A 21,234-nucleotide genomic window follows, 5' to 3' on the forward strand; every position below is an offset into this window, starting at 1 on the left:
CGATCACGAACAACACTCCTCCCCGCTCCCCGGACCACACCACTGCTCCGGGTCGCCGGTCCCGGGCGCTCTCCGTCCGGGACACACAGCCCGAACCCATACGGGAGCGACAGACGTATTTGATACCCTTAGTAACGTTTGTGTATCGTATGATCCGAGCGATCAACCGGACGGCGGCCGGCCCGGGAGGTGGGTGATGGCCGCGGGGAGTCCCCGGATCCTCGTCCCTGTCGGAGAATCCTCCACGTTCCGGAACACGGTGGCGTACGCCGTTCGAGAGGCCCGATCGGGCGCCGAAGCCGGCGACGGGACCGCGGCGGTCCACTTCGTGTCGCCCGCACGCGGGCGGATCACCGACGGCGACCTCAGCGACGACGCCGCCGTCGACCTCCTCGACCGGGCCGTCGTCTGGGCGCGCGAGGATCTCGACTACGACGAGGACGGTGACGGGCCCGACGTGGCGATCGAGACCGCCGTCGTCGGCGCCGACCGGTATCTGTTCAGCCCCAGCGACTACGCCGACGTGATGGTCGAGTACGCCGAGGAGTTCAACCTCGACCGCGTCGTCGTCGACCCCGAGTTCCAGCCCGGCGGGAACGCCCCGATGCTCCTGCCCTTCGAGCGGGAGCTCGCGCGGTCGGTTCTCACTGTCGAGGAGGCGCCCGTGGAGCGCCGGACCGCCCGGGTCCCGCTCGTCTCCCGGGTGACCCTCTCGAAGGGGGTCGTGACGTTCGGCGCCACCTACGCCTTCTACCTGCTGATCGCGGGCTCGCTCAGCCTCTTCAACCTCGCAACGGGGGCGCTGACCGCGCTTCTCGCGGCCGCAGCCTTCTCGAGCATCACCTTCGTCACCTCGCCGTCACCGCGCCGGACCGGGCTCCGGATCGCCCGGATGCTGCTTTTCGTCCCGTATCTGGTCTGGGAGATCACCAAGGCCAACCTCTCGATCGCGTACATCATCCTCCACCCGTCGCTCCCGATCGACCCCGAGATGCAGCGGTTCCGGGCGGCGGTCTGGGGCGGGCTTCCCGTGACGACGCTCGGGAACAGCATCACCCTCACGCCCGGCACCCTGACGGTCGACGTCGGCCGCGACGGCCTCGACATCCACACGCTGACCGGCGACTCCCGCGAGGACCTCGCCGCCGGCGGGCTGGAGCGGGCGGTTCGGTTCGTGTTCTACGGGCGCTCGGGCGCCCGGATTCCGACCCCGGCCGAACGCGGGAGCATCACGGCCGTCGACGACGCGGGGGACGCCGAGAGCATCATCGTCGGCGCGGCCCCCGAAACGGCGGCGCCGGATCCCGAGACACCCACGGAGGACCCCGCCGACGCACGGCCGGAGGAGGCGACACCCGACGCCGACCCGGAGGCACCGTCGGCTGACGCGTCGCCCGACGCCCGGGAGGAGGTGGACTGATGGCGGCCTCGGGGGTCGTCCAGACGGTACTGCTGGGCGCCGCGGCGGCGTTCGTGCTCTTTGCGGTCGTGCTCGTCTACCGGATCGTCGCCGGCCCGACGATGCAGGACCGCGTCATCGCGGTCAACGGGATCGGGACCAACGCGGTGGTCGTGCTCGCGCTGCTCGCCGCCGCGCTCGACCAGCCCGGCTTCCTCGACATCGCCATCGTCTACGGACTCCTGAACTTCCTTATGAGCATCGCGATCTCGAAGTTCTCCGTCGAACGCGGCGGGGTGATCTGAGTGACGATCACCGAGATCCTGATCGTGGCGCTCGTCGCCGCCGGGACCTTCTTCGGGCTCGTCGCGGTCGTGGGCATCATCCGGCTTCCCGACCTCTACACCCGGGCACACGCGACATCGAAGAGCGACACCCTCGGGATCATCCTGACGCTCGGCGGCGTCGCCCTCGTGTTCGGGGCCGACCTCGCCGTCGTCAAGACGGTGCTTCTGGGGCTGTTCCTGTTTCTGACCAACCCCACGGCGGCCCACGCGATCACGCGGGCCGCCTACGACCAGGACATCGCGCCCTGGACCACGGAGGGCGAGGAATGACCTCCGACACCCTCGTTCTCGCGGCGGTGCTCACCTTCTCGGCGCTGAGCGCCGCTGCGGCGATCCTCCTCCGGGACGTGCTCAACGCCATCGTCGCGTTCGCGGCGTTCAGCTTCGGGATCGCGGCGGCGTGGGTGCTGCTCGCGGCGCCCGACGTCGCCCTCACCGAGGCCGCGGTCGGCGCCGGCATCACCACCGTCTTCTTCCTCGTGACCATCGCGAAGACGGTCCGCCCCGGCGGCGACCGGCTGTCCGAGCGGATCGAGTGGCGGTCTGTCGCGGTCGTGGCGATCCTCGTGGGGCTGCTGCTCACGACGGTCGGGTCGCTGCCGGCGGTCGGCGCCGCCGACGCCCCGGTCGCGACGTCGCCGGTCACCGACTACTACCTCGACAACGCCTACAGCGAGACCGGCGTGAAGAACGCCGTGACCGCCGTGCTGGCGGCGTACCGTGGGTTCGACACCTTCGGCGAGGCGACGGTGGTCATCGCGGCGGGGGTCGCGGTGCTTCTCGTGCTCCGACAGGAGGCGTACGTATGAGCGGGGCCGACGAGGGGACGTACGTCGAGAGCACGATCATCATGACCACAGTCCGGGCGGTCGCGCCGTTCGTCTTCACCTTCGGGCTGTTCGTGATGTTCCACGGCGCCGACTCCGCGGGCGGCGGGTTCCAGGGCGGCGTGCTCGTCGCCGCCGCGGTGTTGCTCCTCGCGTTCGCGTTCGGGATCGAGTCGACCCGTGCGTGGCTCGCGGGATCGCTGATCCGGACCGCGATCGCGGCCGGCGGTGCGACGTTCGCGGCCATCGGGCTGGGTGCGGTGGCGCTCGACGGCGCCTTCCTCGAGTACGTCGCCTACGGCGTCGACGCCACGGGCGTGAAATACGGGATCGAACTCGTGGAACTCGGGATCGGCGCGGTCGTCTCCGGCGTCTTAGTCGGGCTGTTCTTCAGCCTCGCAAGCGGCGACTTCGAGCCGGCGACCGGCGTCGACGCCGACACCGAGGGGGGTGAGGAGGCGTGATCGACCTCCTCGTGACGCACTACAACTACCTCGCGGTGGTCGTGCTGGTCGGCATCGGACTGTACGGCATCACGGGGAGCCCAAACCTCGTGAAGAAGATCATCGGCCTGAACGTCTTCCAGGTCGGGATCTTCCTGTTTTTCGTCACCAGCGGGTACGTCGAGGGCGCGGCGCCGCCGCTGCTCGGTCGGAGTCCCGGCCCATACGCCAGCCCACTGCCGCACGTGCTGATCCTCACCGCCATCGTCGTCGGCGTCAGCCTGACCGCGGTCGCGCTGGCGCTCGTGGTTCGGATCTACGAGGCCTACGGGACGCTCGACGAGGACGCGATCGAGGAGGTGCGGACCCGTGACTGACGCCCTCCCGCTGCTCGTGGTCGTCCCGATCGTGTTCGCGCTCGGCCCGGTCGCAGTCGGGCAGGTTCGGCCGAACGCCGGGTGGGTCGCCGCCGTCGCGGCCGCGCTCGCCCACCTCGGGCTCTCCGTCAGCGTCCTCGGAACGGTCCTGGCTGCCGGCCGCACCTCATACGCGGTCGGCGGGTACGCGCCGCCGTTCGGCATCGAACTCGTCGCCGACGGGGTCTCGGCGACGCTCGTGGTGCTCGTCTCCGTGGTGACGATTGCGACCGTGGTCTACGCCCGGGCCGCAGGGCCCCGATCGAACACCTTCTACAGCGAACTGCTCATCCTGACCGCCGGGATCTCCGGGGTCGTGGTGACCGGCGACCTGTTCAACCTCTACGTGTTCCTGGAGATCACGGGGTTGGCGACCTACGCTCTGGTCGCCACCGGGCGGTCGCCCGCCGCGGCGCTGGCCAGCCTGAAGTACCTGCTCGTGGGCACCATCGGGGCGTCGCTGTACCTGCTGGGTGTGGGCTACCTCTACATCTCCACGGGCTCGCTGAACATGGCCGATCTCGCGGGGTTGCTTCCGGAGGTCGGCTACGGCTCGCCGACGGTCCTGACCGGGTTCGCGCTGATCGTGGTCGGCCTGAGCGTCAAGACCGCGCTGTTTCCGCTGCACACCTGGCAGCCGGACGCCTACGCGGAGTCGCCCGACAGCGTCACGGCGTACATCTCGGCGCTGGTCTCGACCGCGTCGGCGTACGCGCTGTTCCGGGTGACCTACGCGGTGTTCACCCCCGCGTTCGACGCCGCGGTCCCGTTCGCGCTCGATACCCTCGTGATCCTGGCGTCGGTCAGCGTGGTTGTCGGGTCCGTACTCGCGGTACTGCAGTCCGACCTCAAGCGGATGCTGGCGTACTCGTCGGTGTCGCAGTTCGGGCTCGTGGTCGCCGGCGTCGCGGTGGTCAACGAGACCGCGACCCTCGGCGGCTTGGTCCACCTCGTCGGCCACGGCGTGATGAAGGCGGGGCTGTTCGTCGCGGTCGGCGCGCTCGCGACGGTCGCCGGCGGACGTACCGTCGACGACCTCGCGGGGATGGCCGACCGCGCGCCGATCGCGAGCGCGGCCTTTGCGGTGCTTGCGTTCGCCCTGGTCGGGGTGCCGCCCGCAGTCGGGTTCGCCGGCAAGTGGCACATCGTCCTCGGCGCTGTGGAGGCCGGCCGGTGGATCGTCGCGGGCGTCGCGGTCGTGAGCACCCTCCTGACGCTGGCGTACTTCGCCCGGGTGCTCGAACGGCTCTACTTCCGGGACGCGCCGGCGCCCCCCGTTGCGGAACACCCCGACGCCGCGGCCGCAGCGGACGCGGACGCCGCGTTGACCGCCGACGGGAGCGGCTCCGCCGGTGACGCCGACGAACCCGCCGCGCCCCCGACCGTCTCGACGACGGCCCGGATCGTCGTCGTCGCCGCCGCGGTCGGGGCGGTCGTGCTCGGGGTGTTCGCGACCGATCTGATCTCCGTTCTCGAGCCCGTCGTGGAGGTGTCCTTCCGATGAGTGAAATCCTCTCTTTCAGGCCGCTGGCGGCGGTACTGCTCCCCGCCGTCGGCGTCCTGGCGATCGTCGCATCGCGCCGCAACCCCGACGTCCGCGAGGCGTTCACGATCCTCACCGCCCTGGCGACGTTCGGAACCGTCGCGAGCCTCGTGCCGGCGACGCTTTCGGGCGATGTCTACCTCACCCGCCTTGGGACGCTCGTCCCCGGGATCGAACTCACGCTGCGTGCCGACCCGCTGGGGATGATCTTCGCCCTCGTGGCCAGCCTGCTGTGGCTCGTCACCAGCTTCTACAGCATCGGGTATATGCGCGGGCTCGACGAGCACTCCCAGACCCGCTACTTCGCGGCGTTTGCGGGGAGCGTCGGCGCGGCGCTCGGGGTCTCCTTCGCGTCGAACCTGGTCTCGCTGTACGTGTTCTACGAACTGCTGACGGTCGCGACGTACCCGCTTGTCGCCCACGACGAAAGCGAGACCGCCCGGCAGGCCGGCCGGAAGTACCTCACCTACACCTTCGGCGGCGGCGTCGCGGTGCTCGCGGGGACGGTCCTGGTGTTCTGGACGACGGGCACGGTCGCGTTCACGCCCGGCGGGATCGCCGCCTTAGCGTCGGCGGACCCGGTCGTCGCCCGCGCGGCGTTCGCGCTGCTCGCCGGCGGGTTCGGCGTGAAGGCCGCGTTGATCCCGGTTCACTCGTGGCTTCCGGACGCGATGGTTGCGCCCACGCCGGTCTCGGGGCTGCTTCATGCGGTCGCGGTCGTCAAAAGCGGCGTGTTCGGGGTCGCAAGGGTCGTCCTCGACGTGTTCGGCCCCGAAACGGTCTCGGATCTCGGGGTCGGCCTCCCGCTCGCGACGGTCGCGGCGCTCACCATCCTGATCGCGAGCGTCATCGCGCTCCGGCAGGACAACCTCAAACGTCGGCTGGCGTACTCCACGATCAGCCAGCTCTCCTACATCGTGCTCGGGTTGGGGATCCTCTCGCCCGCGGCGATCGCCGGGGGGCTGCTCCACATCCCGGCGCACGCGTTCATGAAGCTCACCCTGTTCTTCTGTGCGGGCGCGATCCACGTGGAGACCCACACCGACAACATCAGCGAGATGGCCGGGATCGGCCGGCGGATGCCGGTCACGATGGCGGCCTTCGCGGTCGCAAGCGTCGGGATGGCGGGGCTGCCGCTCGTCGCGGGGTTCGTGAGCAAGTGGTACCTCCTGATCGGTAGCATCGACGCCGGGACCGCCGTGTTTGCGGGGGTGTTGTTCCTCTCGGGACTGCTGAACATCGGCTACTTCTGGCCGATCGTCTATCAGGCGTTCTTCCAGACGCCCGAGGATTCGGACGCCAAGCCGCTCGTCGAGTTCCCGCCGGGCGGCCGGCGCGTCCGCGCCGACGGCGGGGAACCGGTCGACGGCGACGACGGCGACGCGGAGGACGACGATCTCATCGACTCGGTCGGGTCGGAGCCGTCCGGCGACGGGTCGGCCGGCGATCGACCTACTGAACCCGACGCCGACCCCGGCGCCCTCATCGACACCTCGCCGGAGGGGACGGTCGAACCGGACGTCGACCCCTCCGAGGGCGAGAGCCGGGTCGAACTCGAGGCGAAAGTCGAAGACGAGTACGCGGTCGACAGGCACCCGAGCGACCACCTGGGTGAGGAGGGGGTCGGCGGCGACGGGGAAGCCGACGACAGCGACGAGTCGTCGCCGACCGAGGCCGTCGAGGCCGATCACCACGGCGGCGCGCCGGCGGGCGGTTGGGAGGCCCGCGGGTTCGGCGCCGAGACGACGTGGTTTATGCTCGGGCCGATCACCGTCGCGGCCGCGGGCGCCGTCGCGCTCGGGATCGCCCCGCGGGCGATGGTCTTTCTCGCGGTGATCCAGCGGGTCGTCCTCGACGTCACGGGGGTGGCGATCTGATGGCCGGCGTTGCCTTCGGGACCGGGCCGGCGACCGTCCTCGCCTCGTCGGTGTCGTTGCCGACCGCGGACATCCCCGCGGTGGCGCCGCCGGCGTTCTTCGTGCTGGGGGCCGCGCTGCTGGCGCCGTTCCTGTCGCGGCGGGTCGGCCACGCGCTCGGGTTCGGGGCCACCGCCCTGGTCGCCGTCTGGTCGCTGCTGATGCCCGCGGGCACCTATCTCGCCGTCTCCTTCCTCGGGTTCGACGCCGTGCTGTTCAACGTCGACGCGTTCTCCCGGGTGATGGGGGTGATCTTCGGGCTGATCGGCGCCGCTGCGGTGCTGTACTCGTACTCCTCGAATGCGCGGAGCCGCCAGACCGCCTTCGCCCTGGGCTACGTCGGCACCAGCCTCGGGGCGGTGTTCGCCGGTGACTGGCTCACGTTGCTCTTCTTCTGGGAGCTGATGGCCGTCACCTCGACGCTTCTGGTGTGGGACTACGGCGGCGAGGCGGTCCGGGCGGGCTTCCGGTACGCGATCTACCACGGCGTCGGCGGCAGCCTGCTGATGATCGCGGTCGTGTGGCACTACGTCGCGGTCGGGTCGTTCCTCTTCTCCGCCGCCGACGGCATCACCGCGGGCGCCCCGGCCGCAATCGCCGCCGTCGGCATCGGCGTCAACGTCGGCTTCGTCGGGCTTCACACCTGGCTGCCCGACACCTACCCCCGGCCCCACGTCGCCGCGAGCGTGTTCCTGTCGGTGTACACCACCAAAACCGGCGTCTACGGCCTCGCGCGGGCGTTCCCCGACGGCAACCTCGCGATCGCGTACATGGGCGCGGCGATGGCGCTGGTCGGCGTCGTTTACGCCCTGCTCCAGAACGATATGCGCCGGCTGCTCTCGTATCACATCCAATCGCAGGTCGGCTATATGGTCGCCGGCGTCGGTGTCGGAACCGCGCTGGCGACGGCGGGCGCGTTCGCCCACGTGTTCAACCACATCCTCTACAAGGCGCTTCTGTTTATGACCGCAGGCGTCGTGGTGGCCCGGACCGGCGAGGGGAACCTGAAGTACCTCGGCGGCCTGGGGCGGGCGCTGCCGGTGACCGCGTTCGCCTTTACCGTGGCGGCGCTGTCGATCAGCGGCTTCCCCGGGTTCAACGGGTTCGTGAGCAAGGGGATGATCACCGCGGCGGCGCACAAGGAACACCTCGACGGCATCTTCTACATCCTGCTCGCGGCGGGCGTGGGGACGTTCATGTCGTTCATCAAGTTCGGCTACTACGCGTTCCTGAAGGAGTCCTCCGGCACCTGGTCGGTCCAGCAGTCGGTCACCGGCCAGCGGATCGCGATGCTGGGCGTCGCGGGGCTGTGTGTCGTGCTCGGCCTGTTCCCCGACGCGCTGTTCGCGCTTTTACCCGGCAGTACCGCCGACGCCCACCCCTTCACCCTGGGGCACCTCGGGGAGGGCTTCGCGCTGGCGGCGCTGGGCGTCGTCGGATTTGCGATACTCAAGAAGCCGCTCTCGAAGGTCGGCCCGGGCGTCGACGTCGACCGCGTGCTCGAACCGCTCACGTTCTACGGCGTCCGCGGCGTCGTCCGCGGGGCGACCGACCTGTTCGCCGCGGTCGACCACGGCGCAGTGTCGGCCACACGCAGTGCGTTCGCGGCGGCGTCGGACCCCTACGGCGCGATCCGCGGGCCGCTGTCGGGGATCGTCGGCGGCGACGAGTCGCTCCGGGACGGCAGCCTCCGGGCCGGGATCGCCACGAGCGTGCTGCTCGTGATCGTCGTGCTGGCGGCGACGCTGGTCGGCCTGCTCTGAGGCGCGCCCGCGCTCAGTCCAACTCCGCCGCGAGCCGCGCCGCCGCTTCGCTTCCGAGTGCGGTTTTCGACCCCGAGAACGCGACGACGTCGTCGCGATCGACGAACAGCGTCCGCGTGTCGTCGTCGCCCATCACCGACGCGTCGTTGGCGACGACGAACGCGCAGTCGACGCGGTCCCGGAGGCCGCGGGCGGCGTCGATCATCGCGTCGTCGTCCCCGGAGGTCTCGGTTTTGAACCCCACGATCGGAAGCTCCGGGTTCTCCTCGCGGACGCCGTCGAGCAGTTTGGGCGTCGGCTCGAGGTCGAGACGCCGGGGCTCCCCGGAGCGGAGCTTCCCGGGGGCGGCCTCGACCGTGTAATCGGAGATCGCCGCCGCCGACACGAGGGCGTCGGCCCCGTTTGCGTCGTCTCCCCCGCCGACTGCGGCCAGGACGGCGTCGCGCATCTCGGCGGCGGACTCCACGGAGACGGCGTCGGCGTAGTGGACGTCGCCGCCGTCGTGGATCAGCGTGACATCCGCACCACGAACGTGGCAGGCGCGGGCGACCGCGCGGCCGGTCTTCCCGGAGGCGCGGTTGGTGAGGACCCGAACCGGATCGATCGCCTCGGCGGTCGCGCCGGCGGTGACGACGACGTGGGTTCCGGCCAGCGTGTGCTCGGTCGTCGCCCGCGCGACCGCGGTCACGATCGCCGCCTCGCCCGCGATCTTCGCTTTCCCCTCCTCGATCCGGGGGTCGACGAACTCCACGCCCCACGACTCGACTCGGTCGATCGCGTCGAGCACGCCCGGGTGATCGTACATCGGCTCGTGCATTGCGGGCACGACCACGACCGGCACGCCCGCGCCGAGGGCGGTGGTCGCGCAGGTCGTCACGGGCGTGTCGTCGACGGCGCTCGCGATCTTGCCGACGGTGTTTGCGGTCGCGGGCGCGACGAGCAGCACGTCCGCCCACCCCTCTCGGCCGCAGAGTTCGACGTGTTCGACGCGGCCCGTGATCTCGGTGACGACGTCGGTCTCGGTGGCGAACTCGACGGCCCACGGGTGGATGATCCCCCGCGCGGAGTCGGTCATCACGCCGCGGACGGACGCGCCCTGCCGCCGGAGCTCGTGGGCGAGTTCGACCACCGTCACGGCGGCGATGCTCCCCGAGACCCCGAGCGCGACGTTGACTCCCTCCAGCATCGACCGTCGGTTGGAGGCGGGCGTTCAAAACTCCACGTGGTTCGGGGGACGCCGGCCCCACACTCACTCCGGGCCGACGGGGGTATGCGTCGCCCGGTAGCCGTCGTCGGTGGCGGCGACATCCTCGATCGCGTACAGCTGGATCGGGACCTCCTGTCTCGTGACCACCGGGAAATCGTAGTTGTCGGCCGCGTAGCCGACGGTCTCACCCGCCTCCCGTTTCCGCTCGACGAACGCCCGGTGGTCGTCCAGCCGCGACTCGACCACCCGGCGGGACAGGCCGGGGGCCGTCTCCACCCGCTCGCCGAAGACCTCGGCGAACTCCGGGTCGCGGTCGACGCCGATCGAGTTGCGGGCGGCCACCAGCGCCGCGAGCGAGGTGGTGCCGGTCCCCCAGAAGGGGTCGAGGACGGTGTCGCCGTAGACGCTGTACATACACACCAGCCGGTAGGGGATCTCGAAGGGGTAGGCGGCGGCGCGGTCCCGGAGGTCGTCGTGATCGAGTGCCTGGACTCGCCCGCCGACGTCGGTCCAGACGTCGGAGAACCACCGGTTCCGCTCCTCCCAGAAGTACGCCGCGTCGTACCGCCGGTCCGCGTTCGGCTCGAACGCCCGGGTGCCGCCGCCGTTCCGGAAGACAAGGACGTACTCGTGTTCCAGGGTGACGTACGCGTTCGGCGGGACCATCCCCGAGCCCATAAACTTCGTCGCGGCGTTGCCCGGCTTCCGCCAGAGGATCTCGGGCAGGGGGTCGAAGCCGAGCGCCGCGAACGCCTCGACGATCCGGGAGTGGTTCTGGTACACCCGGAAGCTCCCGTCGACGGTGCGGGTCGCGTCGCCGACGTTGACGCAGGCGATCCCGCCGTCGACGAGGACGCGTTCGACCTCCGCCCAGACGTCGTCCAAGACTCCGTGCATCAGATCGAACGCCCGCTGGCCGTCGCCGTCGTCCAGCGCCGGCCCGACCGCGGGGTCGAGGTCGCCGAAGACGTCGTCCCACAGTTCGATCATCGGGTACGGCGGCGACGTCACCACGAGTTCGACGGAATCGTCGTCGATCCCGTCGAGCTCGCGGGCGTCGCCGATCGCGACCCGGTGGGTGGTCTCCATCGTGCGTCCATCGGCGAGCCCCGGTCTTAGTGGCTTCGTACGGGCCCCGGAACGGACTCGAAGTTGTACGGCTGTGCGAGGCCGGACACCGGTGCCGCCCGGTTACACCCGTGTCGGCCGATTACACTGCCGTCCGCGAAGCCTCATACCCGTCAAACCCGTCTGTTCGATCGAACCCGAAATGACAGACTCACCAACACGCGTGTTAGTCGTCGGAGCGACGGGCAACCAGGGCGGCGCGGTCGTCGACCACCTCCTCGCGAGCGAGGCGGCGTTCGAGGTCAGCGGGCTGACCCGCGACGCAACCAGCGACGCGGCCCGGGCGCTCGAAGCCCGCGGCGTCACGATAATCGAGGGCGACCTCGACGACCCGGAGACGCTCAGAGAGCCCGTCGCCGACGCGGACGCCGTCTTCGCGGTGACCAACTTCTGGACGCAGGGGTACGACGCCCAGGTCCGGCAGGGCAAGAACGTCGCCGACGTCGCAAGCGAGGTCGGCGTCGACCAGTTCGTCCTCTCCGGCGTGGGCAGCCACGACCAGGACACCGGCATCCCGCACTTCGACTCCGCGGGCGAGATCGACGCGCACATTCGCGACCTGGACCTCCCGTGGACGATCCTCAAGCCGGTCTTCTTCATGGAGAACTTCGAGGCCTTCGCCGAGGACATCGTCGACGACGGGCAGGTGGCGCTCCCGCTTGCGGAGGGCGTCGACCTCCAGATGGTCACGAACGACGACCTCGGCCACGCCGCCGCGATCGCCCTGGCCGACCCCGAGGAGTACGTCGGCGAGTCGATCGACGTCGCCGGCGACGAGAGGAGCCTCGAAGAGACCGCGGAGATCCTCACCGCGGTCACCGGCCGGGAGGTCGAGGCGGTCCACGTCCCGATCGAGGACGCCTACGACACCTTCGGCGAGGAGTTCACCGTGATGTGCGAGTGGTTCAACGAGGTCGGCTACGCTGCGGACATCCCGGCGCTCGAAGAGCGGTTCGGCTTCGAGTTCACAGGCCTCGAGGAGTACTTCCGCGAGGCCGGCTGGGAGAACAAGGAGGGGATGGACAGCGTCCCCGGCTGGGTCAAGGCGATGGCGTGACTCCGGTCGGCTGCTTTCGCGCGACCCCGTCGGCTTCGTCGTTTCCCACGTCGATCGCCGAGGCTCCCGAATTCGCCGGAGTGAGCGCCAGCTATTTTGCGCTGCTGTCCCTGTCTGTGTTCGATGCGACGACGCACCGCTCTCGCCGCGGCCGGGATCGGCCTGACCACGGGCTGTCTTAGCCCCTTCCGCGACAGCGGCGAGGACGCCGACGCGGCGTCGGCGTCCGGCGCCGGCGACGAATCGTGGCCGATGTTCGGGGGCGGGGTCGCAAACGCCGGCCACGCGCCGGCTGGAACCGGACCGGCCGGCGACGTCACAGCGCGGTGGACCTTCGAGACGGGCGCCGAAGTGGGGTCGTCGCCGGCGGTCGTGGACGGCACGGTCTACGTCGGGAGCACGGACGGGAACGTCTACGCGCTCGATTCGGCCGACGGCGAACGTCTGTGGACCTTCGGGACCGACGGCGAGGTGTTCTCGTCGCCGGCGGTCGTAGACGGCACGGTCTACGTCGGGAGCGACGACAACGCAGTGTACGCGATCGACGCGGTCAGCGGCGAACGGCAGTGGGCGTTCGGAACCGGTGACGCGGTACAGTCGTCGCCGGCGGTGGTCGATGGGACGGCATACGTCGGGAGCACGGACGGTGCGCTGTACGCGATCGACGTGACCGACGGCACTCCCCGGTGGTCGTTCGAGACCAACGGCGAGGTGTTCTCGTCGCCGGCGGTGGTCGACGCGACGGTCTACCTCGGCAGTACCGGCGGGGGCCTCTACGCGCTCGATACCGCCGACGGGACGTCCCGCTGGACGGTGGGTACGCTGACCCGCCGGATATCGTCGCCGGCGGTGGTCGACGGAACGTTCTACATCGGCGACAACGCCGGCCGGCTGTCCACGGTCGGGGCGGCGAGCGGCGACAAGGGGTGGCGGTACCGGACCGGCGGCGCGGTGTTCTCATCGCCCGCAGCGGCTAACGGGACGGTCTACGTCGGCAGCGACGACGGGAGCCTCTACGCGTTCGACGCGAGCGCGGGCGCGGAACGGTGGTCGTTCGACGTTGCCGACCCCGTGTTCTCGTCGCCTGCGGTCGTCGACAGTACCGTCTACGTCGGCAGCCTCGCCGGGAGCGTGTACGCGGTCGACGCGGATGGCGGCGACGAGCGGTGGACCTACGAGACCGGCGGCGCGGTGTTCTCGTCGCCGGCGGTGGCCGGCGGGACAGTCTACGTCGGGAGCACCGACGGCACGGTCTACGCCCTCGCGGAGGGTTGATTCCGGTGGCGTCGGTCGTCACTGTCGGCAGCGCTGTACTGGATCGCGTCTACGTCCTGTCGAACCTCCCGGAACCCGACGGCGGCGCGTTCGTTACCGACCGGACGCAGCGCGGCGGCGGCGTCGCCGCCAACGTGGCCTGCGGCCTCGCGGCGCTCGAACACGACGCGGCGGTCGTCTCGCGGGTCGGTGACGACGATGCGGCCGACGCGATCATCGGCTCGGTCAGGGGCCGGGGTGTCGACGCCGACGCCATCCACCGCGGCGAGGGGGCCTCGTCGTACACGCTGGTCCTCCGAGGGCCGGAGGGCGGCCGGATGATCGTCGCCGGCGGCGACAGCGTGCCGAACCTGCGGCTCCGGGACTCCGACCGCGAGCGGCTCCGCGCCGCCGACGCCGTCTTCACGAGCGCTTACGCCCCCGACCGGGTGGTGAGCGAACTCGCCGAACTCCGGCGGACGAGCGGCATCGACAGGCTGGTCTTCGATCTCTCCGGTCCGCTCTCGGAGCTCGAAGGCCGCGGGACGACACTGGGGACGATCGACGAACTCGCTGCCAGTGCGGATCTGTTCGTGACAAACGAGGTCGCGGCCCGGTCGTACCTGGGAGCGGAGCCGGCTGCGGCCGCCAGGACGCTGTGCGACGCTGGGGCCAAGCGGGTGGCGGTCACTGCCGGCGACGCGGGCGCCCACTTGGCCGACGGGACGACCGAACCGGTTCACGTCCCCGCCCGGGAGTGCGACCCGGTCGACACCACGGGCGCGGGCGATCAGTTCACCGCGGCGCTGATCCACGCGTGGGTGCTGGGCGACGCCGGACCGCGGGCGGCCGGCCGAATCGCCGCAAGCGCGGCTGCGCAGAACTGCACCGCAGCCGGCCCGCGGGGAACGCTCGCGACGCCGTCGGACCTCCCTGATCAGTGACTCGCGGCGGCCACCAGCTCGCGGACCCGTTCCTCGTCGACGGGCGCGGTCGTCTCGCCGCCCTGCTTCAGGTCGCTGCCGACGATGGCGCCCTCGGCGACCTGAAGCAGGTCCGCGACCGTCCCGCGAGTGGTGCCGCTGCCGACGAACACGGGCGTGCCGGGGGCGAGGCGGTCGCGAGCGCCGACGACCGCTTCGAGGTGCTCGCGGTCGGTCTCCCGGCCGGTGCTGGCGCCGCTTGCGACGATCCCGTCGGCTTTCCCCCGCTCGATCAAGTCCGCCACCTCCTCGCCCAGCGGCCGCTCCGCGATCGGCGCGGCGTGTTTCACGTCGACGTCGGCCAGGATGGCCACGTCGGCGTCGAGCCGCTCCCGGAGCCGGACGGTCTCGGCGGCCCGGCCCGTGACGAGCCCTTGGTCGGTCGCGCGGACGCCGGTGTGGACGTTCACCCGGACGAACGACGCGCCGGTCGCGGCGGCGATCGACACCGCCGCCTCGGCGTCGTTGCGAAGCACGTTGACGCCCACCGGGATGTCGACCGCGTCCCGCAGGTCGGCGACCAACGCGGACATCTCGGCCACGGTGTGGGCTGGGACGCTGTCGGCGTAGAACGGCGCGTCCCCGAAGTTCTCGACCATCACGGCGTCGACGCCGCCGGCCGAGAGCCGCCGGGCGTCCCGTCGCATCGCCTCCCGGACCGCCGTCCTGTCGCCGTCGAAGTCGGGGGCGCCGGGGAGCGCGTCGAGGTGGACCATCCCGACGACCGGGCGGTCGCTCCCGAGTCCGAGCGTCATCGGCGCGCTCCCGTGCCGTACGTTCGCGCGGAACTTTCGTCCGTCATACCGTGTCGGTCCGGAGCGACGCCTAACAATCCTTCCGTGTGTCGCCGGTCCCGACGTCCTCGCTGCCGGGAGCGACGACGCCCGGGGACGTCGTGCGTAACCGCCGCATAACTATCCCGGCCGGCCGGCGATGCGAAGGTGTCCGGGCTGATGTCACGGAACCGGATTTCCACCAGTCTCGACGCGTCGGAGTACGAAGCCGTCCAGGAGTACTGCGACGAGCACGGCTACACCGACGCCGAGGGGATCCGACAGCTCGTCTCTGCGGGTCTCGAAGGCGGGGGAATCAGGTGGCCGACGAACTGGCGGAACTGCGCCGAAACCGGACCAGACATCGGCGGCGGCCTCGCGGGCGGTTCGGCGGGCGTCTCCCGCCGGAAGATCGGCGTCACGCTCGGGTTCTGGATCGTCACCCTCGTCACCTCCGCGCTGATCGGGTTCGGGCCCTACAGGACCTCCGACGCGATCCTCGGCGGCTGATCCCTATCGGACGACGGTGACGGTCACGGACGCCTCGCCGACGACGCTGGTGGCGACGGTCCCCAGCACCCGGCGGGCGATGTCGCTCCGCTCGCCGCCGTGGCCGCCCATCACGACGTGATCATCGACGTACCCGAGGATCTCCTCGGCCGGGTCGCCCGTCGCGACCGCTGTTTCGACCGTGCGGTCGACTGCGGAGGCCTGCGTGCGCGCCCGGTCGACGATGCGATCGGCCCGGCCGCGGGCGCTCTCGCGGCGATCCTCGTCGGGGTCGAGGATCCCGCCCTCGCTCATCGTCGCGTCCACCGGCGTCACCACGTTCAGGACCGTCACCCGGCACTCGAAGAGCGCAAGCGCCCGCCGGAACGCCTCCTCAGCCAACGGGGAGCCGTCGAGCGGGACCAACACGTGTGACGGTGTCATACCGTCCCTGCGGCGTGTGGGTACAAACCCCCAGCGGCTGTGTTCACCGAGAGCCCGGGCGGCCGTTCACCCTCGTTTCGTCCGGGTGCGGCCGGGGCGGATGTCGACCCGCCGGACTCGCCTCCACCCGCCGTCCGGGGGCCGAACCCGGTCCGGGGAAAGCCGCCGTCGCCCCCTTCCGGGTCGGCGGACCGGCGGCGCCCGCTTGCGGGCGGGACACCGACGGCCTTCGGGTCTTCGAGGCGACTGCATCCGATCCGCATCCCGCCCCGGAACGGACCCGCCCGGAAGACGGCCGCGTGTCGCGTTCGACCACGCCCCGATTGCGACGCGGTTCCGCGGTGGGGCGGGTATGGCGACCATAGCTATACCTCCAGCGCGCCTTTCGAGCGGTATGGACACACTCATACCGGCGTTCATCGGCATCCCCGGCGGTCCGGAACTGCTCGTGATCCTCCTCTTTGTCGTGCTGCTGTTCGGCGCGAACAAGCTCCCGAAACTCGCCCGCTCCTCGGGGCAGGCGATGGGGGAGTTCAAGCGGGGACGCGAACAGATCGAAAGCGAACTCACCGAGGCGGCACGGGAACCCGCCGCCCCGGCGGAGACGGAACCGGCGGAACGGGCGTAAGATCCCGGGCCGAACCGATCCCTCGTAGGATCCCCCTTTATACGTCCGTATTCGAGTGCGACAGTCCCCAACGGACCCGTTACACCCACCACCAGAACCCGACCGTCTCCGACGGCCTCAAGCGCCCAGCCCTTCTCCTTTGGACACCGCCCACTCCGGAGCGGCCGGTATAACTGCAGCAGAAACCTTCGTTGTTCTATCTGGGCCGCCGCCGCTCGCGTTGTCTGCCCCGACCTGTCCTCCCGCCTCCGCGTCACTCGCCTTCGGCCACCTCCATCGGTGGGTCGATCGCCGCGTCCCGCGGGGAATCGACCGCCATCTCCGCCGGCGCCGCGGTGGTTCCGACGCGAGTCCGGCGACCCCGGAGCGTGTGGATCCCGCCGGCGACGGTGAACGCCGCGGCGACCGCCAGCGCGTACCCGAAGCCCCCGACCGACGAGAACGGCGGGAACCCGAGCGCGGCGACGACGACGAGCGCGGAGAACACCGCGCCCAACGCGAGGTAGAACTGGCTCCAGGGGATGTCGTCCCGCGGCACTACGTCGAGGTAGATCTCGAAGGTGTCGAGGTGCTCGGTCGTCGCAATCGTCCCGCGGTCCCTGTCGTAGGCGACGACACCCAGCCGATCCATCATCGGTAGATGCGTCTGGTGGAGTGCGGTGTACACCCGCTTCCGCTGTTTCGGGGTCACGGCCGGGCGGTCGATCCGGTTCTCCCACGCCGCGATCTGCTCGGAGAGGTCCCGGATCCGAACCGACTCCCCCACCTGCGCGAGATAATGGAGCACGTACCGACGCCGACGGTTGCTCAGCGTCGTGAAAATCACCTCGGTTGAGAGTTCTTCGGCTTCGGCGTTCGCGTCGCGTCCCGACGTCTCTTCGGTGGCCAGCGTCTGTGCCTCACCGTTCATACCACCTGTATTATTAGTAAGATATTAAATACACACGCTAGAAACGCGGCTCGGTAGGCCCGCCTTAGTTCGATTATAGCGTACGAGCCGATTATACGTAATCTGCCATCGCGCTGGAAACTACTCCGGGACGGCGGGTACGGATCCCATACCTATGATTACGTACCGCCTTCGGTACGTGGAGATGATTCGACAGTACGGCACCCTGCTGACGGCCGTCCGACGCCCGGAGTACACCGGCGCAAACCGGTGTCTCCCCTGCACGGCGGTGAACCTCCTCATCGCGGCGGGAGTGGCCGCGGCGGCGGCGGTGGTCTCCCTTCCCCTGGGAGTCGCCGTCGCGACGGCGTCGCTCGCCGCCATCTACCTCCGCGGCTACCTCGTTCCCGGCACCCCCGAACTCACGAAGCGGTATCTCCCCGAGCGCGTGCTCGCGTGGTTCGGGAAGGCCGAGGCCCCGGCGACGCCCGGGGAGACGGCGTTCGACACGGTCGGCTTTCTCGACCGCTACGGGGTCGTCGTCGATGTCGGCGACGACGTCGCCCTCGCGCCGGCGTTCGAGCGCGGCCTCGACGACGCGGCGGTCGGGCTCGACACCGACGCGGCGATGCGGGCCGCCGCGGCCGACCTCCTCGCCGTCGCCCCCGACCGCGTGTCCTTTGCGAGCGGGGGCGGGTCGTGGCGCGTCTTAGTCGACGGGTCGATCCTCGGCCGGTGGGAGTCGCGGGCGGCGTTCGTCGCCGACCTCGCGGCCCACCGCACCCTCTCTACGTGGACCGACGAGTGGGCGTCGGTTCCGGGCGCCGCCCGCGGCCGGACGCTCTCGGCGGTCCGCGCGTGTCTCGACTCCTGCCCGACGTGCGGGGGGACGATCCGGCTCGGCACCGAGACCGTGAGCTCTTGCTGCCGGGAGTACGAGGTCGTCGCCGCCACCTGCGCCGACTGCGACGCCCGGCTCTTTGAGACCGACGCCGGCGCCGTTGCTGCCGTCGAGTGACGCGGTCGTCGCGCCGCCACACTCCGCCACTTTTCGCCGGATTCTCCCGTCCCAGTACACCCCGGCCGACGCCGTCGGCCCGCCCGGGTCGTCGCCCCTGCGATCGTATCCTTCTGTCTTCAACCGGGTCTACGGCTGTCGTGGACACCGCTCGCTACCGGCGAAACTGTGGCGTCGACGCCGTTGCGCCCGGGGTCCCGATTCGTCCCGACCGAGGGCCGGCCGGCGGGACGAGCCGCCGGATCGGACTGCGACACCGTCGACCGCGGCTGCGTTCAATACACTCCCTCGGCTCGTGATCGGCGCTCGACCGAACTGTTGGGTCGGGGTTCGGATCCGGACAAAAGGAGTCGTCTCAGAACAGCCGGGCGCAGAGCCGCTTGATCCGTCCCCGGACGCCGAGCCGTTCGGCGAGCAGCTGGTAGACCGTCGAGGCGGCGAAGGCGCCCAGGAACCCCGTCGCCGGGAGCAGGGGATTGACGGCGGCGAACCCGGGAACTGCGGCCAGCGACGCGACCGTGATGAAAAGCCCCGCCACACCCAGGGCACGGTAGTACTCGCCCCAGGTCACGCCCAGGCGCGTGGTGACGTCCATATACCGCCCGAGCTGTCTCGCCTCCGCGCACGCGGAGACCGTCTTTCGGTCGGGGTCGTACGCGACCAGCCCGAGGTCGTGCATCTTCGGGAGGTGTGTCTGATGGAGGGCGTTGTAGACGCTCTCCCGGAGCGCCCGCGGCGCGGGGTGGGATCCGGACTCGGTCGCGGCGATCGCCTCGGAGAGTTCACGCAGGGAGACCGGCTCCGGCCGTCCCCACAGCTCCGCGAGCGTCTCGCGCCTGCGCGCGTTACTCAGAACGCGGTAGACCTCCACTTCCGGAAGTACGGATCGTTGAAACATCGGCTTCCCAGACGTGCTACGGGGGCATATGTATAGATCGATTGCCACGTTCCTCCCGAGCGGCACGCTCGGCGTACCGATCCGGCCCGAACCGCGTCCGGACCGGTATGCGGGACGGACCGAACGGTATGCGGGACGGATCAGACCGGTACGCTCGCCGGACCCACCGGTATGGTCACCGGACGCGACCGGTACGGACGGTGTACACAGCGGTATTAGCTCCGTGCCGGCACCCCGAATTCCGATAACGATCCGTTGAAAACGGGCGTTTCGGGGGCTGAAACGCCTGAATCTGTGCATAGGTAATACCCCCCGAGTGCTGGAGGGTGGTGTCCCGAAACGACCCGTGACGGTCTCACGGTCCGACGGGAGGACAAACCAATGACACGCGATTCCAACCAACTGTACAGCCTCTCCCGCCGTCGTATGCTCGCCGGTCTCGGTGCCGTCGGCCTCGCCTCCGCGGGCGCCGGCCTGGGAACCTCCGCGTACTTCAGTGACGAGGAAAGCTTCGAGAACAACACGCTGACCGCGGGCGAGCTTGACCTCTCCGTGCAGGCGAACGTCTACGAGTACCAGGGCGCCGCGAACGGCGGCGGCCAGAGCTTCGGCGGCGTCCAGAACGGGCAGGCGCCCACGGTAGCACAGCAGTTGGCCGACGTCAAGCCCGGCGACTACTCCTGGGGGGCCTTCTGCTTCTCGATCGTCGACAACCCCGGCTACATCTGGGCCGGCGGGGAGCTGGCCGAGAACGACGAGAACGGCCAGACCGAGCCCGAGATGGCGGTCGACTCGACCACCGGCGCCGGCAACGGCGAACTCGCCGACGCCGCCGAGGTGACGCTGTTCTACGCCGACCCCAGCTTCGACCCCGGCGCACAGTCCCGCCCGAGCGAATCGTCGTTCTCCGACGTGCTCTTCGAGGGGACGCTGCGTGAGACCCTCGCGTACCTCGGCACCGGCGTCCCGCTCGACGCCGACCCCAGCGCGGTCGGACGGCAGGCGTTCACCGGAACGCCGGAGGAGAGCTTCGGTGAGGACGTCTGTCTCGCCTTCGCGTGGGAGGTCCCAACCTCCGTTGGCAACGAGATCCAGGGCGACTCGGTCGAATTCGACATCACGTTCCTGGCGCAACAGGAGCGGCACAACGACGGCAGCCAGGTCCCGTTCGCCGACGCGGTCGTCACGAGCGACCCGACCGGCGGCGTCCGCGAGACCGGCAGCTGGCTCACCGCGTACATCAACGCCGGCCCGACCACAGCCATCACCGTCCACCTCGACGGCGAGGTGTACGGCAACGGCGCCACCGAGTGGCCCAGCAACCCGAACTCCTACACGATGGAGGTCAACATCGATGTCGACAACGACGGCGTGGACGAGGCCGCAAACGACGACGACTTCCGCGTCAACTACGGGTCGGCCGCGGCGGGTTCCCGCAGTGCCGCGATTGCGAACAGTTCGAGCGGTGCGAGCGGCCCCGGCGGTGCGATCCGCCGGAACGTCGGCGGCACCGCCAGCGGCGACGCGGCCAACCGCGTGGACATCGCGGCGGAGGACGTCCCCGGCTTCACGGCATACGAGAGCCCCGACCAGCTGACGTACGTCTTCATCCTCGATTGGTCGCAGATCGCCGCCGACGGCGACGCCCCGACGGCACAACTCGGGAGCGCCCCCGACGCGATCCAGGTCAACGAGGTGTTCGGTGGCGACGGCGGCGAAGGCGTCGCAGCGGTCCCGAACAGCTCCAACGACGGCCGTGGCGGCATCGACAACGTGACTGACCCTTCGGGGACGCTCACGCTGTAACGCCAC

The 21,234-nt window shown here is 70.3% G+C and carries 21 protein-coding genes and 1 pseudogene; 16 read left to right on the forward strand and 6 right to left on the reverse strand.

Annotation, left to right across the window (positions count from 1 at the left end; all coding sequences use genetic code 11):
• The first annotated feature begins 196 nt into the window (after positions 1-196).
• Genes H5V44_RS15145 through H5V44_RS15185 form a run of 9 tightly spaced genes read left to right on the forward strand, consistent with a single transcriptional unit; the run spans position 197 to position 8,654 of the window.
• Complete coding sequence (locus H5V44_RS15145; RefSeq protein WP_185193978.1) at positions 197-1,420, forward strand: monovalent cation/H+ antiporter subunit E; 1,224 nt, start codon at positions 197-199, stop codon at positions 1,418-1,420.
• On the forward strand, positions 1,420-1,704 hold the full coding sequence (locus H5V44_RS15150; protein ID WP_185193979.1) for a cation:proton antiporter: 285 nt from the start codon (positions 1,420-1,422) through the stop codon (positions 1,702-1,704). The genes H5V44_RS15145 and H5V44_RS15150 overlap by 1 nt, the downstream gene beginning before the upstream one ends.
• The gene (mnhG, locus tag H5V44_RS15155; RefSeq protein ID WP_185193980.1) at positions 1,705-2,016 is read left to right on the forward strand and encodes a monovalent cation/H(+) antiporter subunit G; all 312 of its coding nucleotides are present in this window, start codon (positions 1,705-1,707) and stop codon (positions 2,014-2,016) included. It begins immediately after the preceding gene.
• Positions 2,013-2,555, forward strand: coding sequence for a DUF4040 domain-containing protein (locus H5V44_RS15160; protein WP_185193981.1), 543 nt, complete (start codon positions 2,013-2,015; stop codon positions 2,553-2,555). Before mnhG ends, H5V44_RS15160 begins: the two co-directional genes overlap by 4 nt.
• Positions 2,552-3,037, forward strand: coding sequence for an MnhB domain-containing protein (locus H5V44_RS15165; RefSeq protein ID WP_185193982.1), 486 nt, complete (start codon positions 2,552-2,554; stop codon positions 3,035-3,037). Before H5V44_RS15160 ends, H5V44_RS15165 begins: the two co-directional genes overlap by 4 nt.
• Positions 3,034-3,393: a cation:proton antiporter subunit C gene (locus tag H5V44_RS15170; protein ID WP_185193983.1), complete on the forward strand. Its 360-nt coding sequence runs from the start codon at positions 3,034-3,036 to the stop codon at positions 3,391-3,393. Before H5V44_RS15165 ends, H5V44_RS15170 begins: the two co-directional genes overlap by 4 nt.
• Positions 3,386-4,936 carry a proton-conducting transporter transmembrane domain-containing protein gene (locus H5V44_RS15175; protein ID WP_185193984.1) on the forward strand — a complete coding sequence of 517 codons (1,551 nt, stop codon included), beginning with the start codon at positions 3,386-3,388 and terminating at the stop codon, positions 4,934-4,936. Before H5V44_RS15170 ends, H5V44_RS15175 begins: the two co-directional genes overlap by 8 nt.
• Positions 4,933-6,852, forward strand: a complete 1,920-nt coding sequence (locus tag H5V44_RS15180; protein ID WP_185193985.1) for a cation:proton antiporter — start codon at positions 4,933-4,935, stop codon at positions 6,850-6,852. Before H5V44_RS15175 ends, H5V44_RS15180 begins: the two co-directional genes overlap by 4 nt.
• On the forward strand, positions 6,852-8,654 hold the full coding sequence (locus tag H5V44_RS15185; RefSeq protein WP_185193986.1) for a Na(+)/H(+) antiporter subunit D: 1,803 nt from the start codon (positions 6,852-6,854) through the stop codon (positions 8,652-8,654). The genes H5V44_RS15180 and H5V44_RS15185 overlap by 1 nt, the downstream gene beginning before the upstream one ends.
• Positions 8,655-8,667: 13 nt before the next feature.
• Here the strand turns inward: H5V44_RS15185 and coaBC are convergent, their stop codons facing one another.
• Both coaBC and H5V44_RS15195 read right to left on the reverse strand, forming a co-directional pair.
• Complete coding sequence (gene coaBC, locus H5V44_RS15190) at positions 8,668-9,840, reverse strand: bifunctional phosphopantothenoylcysteine decarboxylase/phosphopantothenate--cysteine ligase CoaBC (protein ID WP_185193987.1); 1,173 nt, start codon at positions 9,838-9,840, stop codon at positions 8,668-8,670.
• 63 nt (positions 9,841-9,903) lie between these two features.
• Positions 9,904-10,950: a DNA-methyltransferase gene (locus H5V44_RS15195; protein WP_185193988.1), complete on the reverse strand. Its 1,047-nt coding sequence runs from the start codon at positions 10,948-10,950 to the stop codon at positions 9,904-9,906.
• Between the two features lie 181 nt (positions 10,951-11,131).
• On the opposite strand from H5V44_RS15195, the gene H5V44_RS15200 reads away from it, so the two are divergent.
• The 3 genes from H5V44_RS15200 (at position 11,132) to H5V44_RS15210 (ending at position 14,244) form a co-directional block, all read left to right on the forward strand.
• Positions 11,132-12,046, forward strand: coding sequence for an NmrA/HSCARG family protein (locus H5V44_RS15200; protein WP_185193989.1), 915 nt, complete (start codon positions 11,132-11,134; stop codon positions 12,044-12,046).
• A 123-nt stretch (positions 12,047-12,169) separates the two neighbouring features.
• Positions 12,170-13,321, forward strand: a complete 1,152-nt coding sequence (locus tag H5V44_RS15205) for an outer membrane protein assembly factor BamB family protein (RefSeq protein WP_185193990.1) — start codon at positions 12,170-12,172, stop codon at positions 13,319-13,321.
• Positions 13,322-13,326: 5 nt separating this feature from the next.
• Positions 13,327-14,244 carry a PfkB family carbohydrate kinase gene (locus H5V44_RS15210; protein WP_185193991.1) on the forward strand — a complete coding sequence of 306 codons (918 nt, stop codon included), beginning with the start codon at positions 13,327-13,329 and terminating at the stop codon, positions 14,242-14,244.
• Here H5V44_RS15210 and H5V44_RS15215 read toward each other — a convergent pair.
• Entirely contained in the window at positions 14,238-15,038 is an 801-nt protein-coding gene (locus H5V44_RS15215) for a BtpA/SgcQ family protein (protein WP_185193992.1), read from the reverse strand. The genes H5V44_RS15210 and H5V44_RS15215 overlap by 7 nt on opposite strands.
• A 342-nt stretch (positions 15,039-15,380) precedes the next feature.
• Between H5V44_RS15215 and H5V44_RS15220 the strand changes: the two are divergent.
• Positions 15,381-15,566, forward strand: a pseudogene (locus H5V44_RS15220) (inorganic phosphate transporter); the annotation flags it as partial.
• A gap of 3 nt (positions 15,567-15,569) precedes the next feature.
• Here H5V44_RS15220 and H5V44_RS15225 read toward each other — a convergent pair.
• Positions 15,570-15,989, reverse strand: coding sequence for a universal stress protein (locus tag H5V44_RS15225; protein ID WP_185193993.1), 420 nt, complete (start codon positions 15,987-15,989; stop codon positions 15,570-15,572).
• A 394-nt stretch (positions 15,990-16,383) separates the two neighbouring features.
• On the opposite strand from H5V44_RS15225, the gene tatA reads away from it, so the two are divergent.
• Positions 16,384-16,617 carry a twin-arginine translocase TatA/TatE family subunit gene (gene tatA / locus H5V44_RS15230; RefSeq protein ID WP_185193994.1) on the forward strand — a complete coding sequence of 78 codons (234 nt, stop codon included), beginning with the start codon at positions 16,384-16,386 and terminating at the stop codon, positions 16,615-16,617.
• Between the two features lie 253 nt (positions 16,618-16,870).
• Here tatA and H5V44_RS15235 read toward each other — a convergent pair whose 3' ends face one another.
• Positions 16,871-17,527 carry a DUF7344 domain-containing protein gene (locus H5V44_RS15235; protein WP_185193995.1) on the reverse strand — a complete coding sequence of 219 codons (657 nt, stop codon included), beginning with the start codon at positions 17,525-17,527 and terminating at the stop codon, positions 16,871-16,873.
• Positions 17,528-17,711: 184 nt separating this feature from the next.
• Here H5V44_RS15235 and H5V44_RS15240 point away from each other — a divergent pair, with 184 nt between their 5' ends.
• Positions 17,712-18,524: a hypothetical protein gene (locus H5V44_RS15240; RefSeq protein ID WP_185193996.1), complete on the forward strand. Its 813-nt coding sequence runs from the start codon at positions 17,712-17,714 to the stop codon at positions 18,522-18,524.
• A gap of 355 nt (positions 18,525-18,879) precedes the next feature.
• Here the strand turns inward: H5V44_RS15240 and H5V44_RS15245 are convergent, their stop codons facing one another.
• On the reverse strand, positions 18,880-19,422 hold the full coding sequence (locus H5V44_RS15245) for a DUF7344 domain-containing protein (RefSeq protein ID WP_185193997.1): 543 nt from the start codon (positions 19,420-19,422) through the stop codon (positions 18,880-18,882).
• Between the two features lie 381 nt (positions 19,423-19,803).
• Between H5V44_RS15245 and H5V44_RS15250 the strand changes: the two genes are divergently transcribed.
• Positions 19,804-21,228 (forward strand): SipW-dependent-type signal peptide-containing protein, encoded by a 1,425-nt coding sequence (locus tag H5V44_RS15250; RefSeq protein WP_185193998.1) that lies wholly within the window; start codon positions 19,804-19,806, stop codon positions 21,226-21,228.
• The last annotated feature ends 6 nt before the right edge of the window (positions 21,229-21,234 follow it).

Origin of the sequence: Halobellus ruber (genome assembly GCF_014212355.1) — an archaeon.
Classification (GTDB): Archaea; Halobacteriota; Halobacteria; order Halobacteriales; family Haloferacaceae; genus Haloquadratum; species Haloquadratum rubrum.